Raw genomic sequence first — 1,823 nt, 5'->3', positions numbered from 1 at the left:
AGAACCCCTATTACCGTGTGCCACGAACGCTGGCGGGGACGTCAGCGGTGCTGTGTTGAAGATGGGAGTTTGGCCTCCCGGAGCCGGCTTGCAGGGGCAGGCTTCAAATCACCTCATGCTGCTGCGTTCAAAAGGCGCGGTGGTGAGCGATGAGGCAAAAGGCGGTGGTTGAAACCGTCAGATGAGTGACGAGAAGATGAGCGCAAGCGAACCGCTGACGACGCATCGAAATGGGTTCAAGACGCTGTCAAAACGGACGTGGGGTAATGACGTCCGGAGGAGTGTGGGCGGAGCCTGTTTATGGCCCACGCGGCAGCCGGTGCATAGGCGGCATGATCTCGTCGCAGGCTTCGACATGGAACGTGGGAACCTGACGCAATCCGTCAGGGGCGGAGCAACCCGCAGTAGTGACGAAGCGGCTGTAATGGCCGTGGAGCGAAGGGGTTGCGTCATCTGGCCGGCGTCGCTGCGCCAACCGGGAATACCGGGAGGAGCACGGTGAATTCCGGCAAACCATTGCCCATCACCAAGCGTATGGTGTGGGAGGCGTACAAGCTTGTGAAGAAGAAGGGAAAGGCGGCGGGCGTCGATGGCCAGAGTCTCGAGGACTTTGCCGACGATCTTGAGAACAACCTCTATCGGCTATGGAATCGGATGGCGTCAGGGAGTTACTTCCCGCCGCCGGTGCGGCGGGTCGAGATCCCCAAGATCGGCGGTGGAGTCCGCCCTCTCGGCATACCGACGGTCGCGGACCGTATCGCTCAAATGGTGGTCGAGCGGCACCTGGAGCCGGAGCTGGACGGAGCTTTTGATCCGGACTCGTACGGCTACAGGCCCGGAAAATCAGCCCATCAGGCGGTGGAGCAGGCGCGCAAGCGGTGCTGGCAGCGAGACTGGGTCGTTGACCTCGACATTAAGAGCTTTTTCGACACGATCGATCATCAGCTCCTGATGCGCGCGGTGCATCGACACACGAAAGCTGACTGGATCCGGCTCTACATTGAGCGGTGGCTCAAGGCCCCGGTCGAGATGCCTGATGGGTCGGTTCAGGCGAGGACGACAGGCACTCCCCAAGGGGGTGTGGTCAGTCCGATGCTGGCGAATCTGTTCCTGCACTATGCGTTCGACAAATGGATGAGGCAATCTCATCCGCACGTCCAGTTCGAGCGCTACGCCGACGATGCTATCTGTCACTGCCACACTCGGCAGGAAGCGGAGGAGCTGAAATCGGCGCTGGAACGTCGGTTCGCAGACTGTCATCTGCTGCTGCATCCGGAAAAGACCAAAGTGGTCTATTGCGCTGACAGCAATCGGCGGCGGTCCTATCCGCAGATCCAATTTGACTTCCTAGGCTTTAGCTTCCGACCCCGTGTGGCGAAAAATCGGTGGGGCAGGATCTTCACCTGCTTCCTTCCGGGGGTGAGTCCGAAATCTCTCAAGGGGATGAGGGCTCGCATTCGAGAGTGGCGTTTGCCTCGGCACTCGCCGCTTCCGCTTGCAGACATCGCGCGTAGTCTCAATCCCGTCCTTCGGGGCTGGGATCAATACTACGGGCGGTTCTACCCAACGGAGCTGCGCAAGCTCTATGAGTACTTCGACGAGCGCCTCGGCGCGTGGCTTCGGTGCAAGTATAAGCAACTGAGGGGCCACCGAGGACGGTCGTTGCGGACGCTCAACCAGATGGCGCGGCAAAATCCGAAACTCTTCGTCCACTGGCAAAAGCTTGGACGGGCTACGGTTGGATGACAGGAGCCGGATGATGCGAGAGTATCACGTCCGGATCTGTGAGCGGCCGAGGGTGAAACTCCCTCGGCCTACTCGAC

At 60.2% G+C, this 1,823-nt stretch carries 1 protein-coding gene; it reads left to right on the top strand.

Annotation, left to right across the window (positions count from 1 at the left end; genetic code table 11):
- The first annotated feature begins 498 nt into the window (after positions 1-498).
- Positions 499-1,746, top strand: a complete 1,248-nt coding sequence (ltrA, locus tag H8A92_RS40350) for a group II intron reverse transcriptase/maturase (RefSeq protein WP_229200789.1) — start codon at positions 499-501, stop codon at positions 1,744-1,746.
- Positions 1,747-1,823 lie beyond the last annotated feature (77 nt).

Origin of the sequence: Bradyrhizobium acaciae, from assembly GCF_020889785.1 — a bacterium.
Classification (GTDB): Bacteria; Pseudomonadota; Alphaproteobacteria; order Rhizobiales; family Xanthobacteraceae; genus Bradyrhizobium; species Bradyrhizobium acaciae.
Note: the sequence above shows the minus strand (reverse complement) of the source record. Positions and strands in the feature narration are given on the sequence as shown.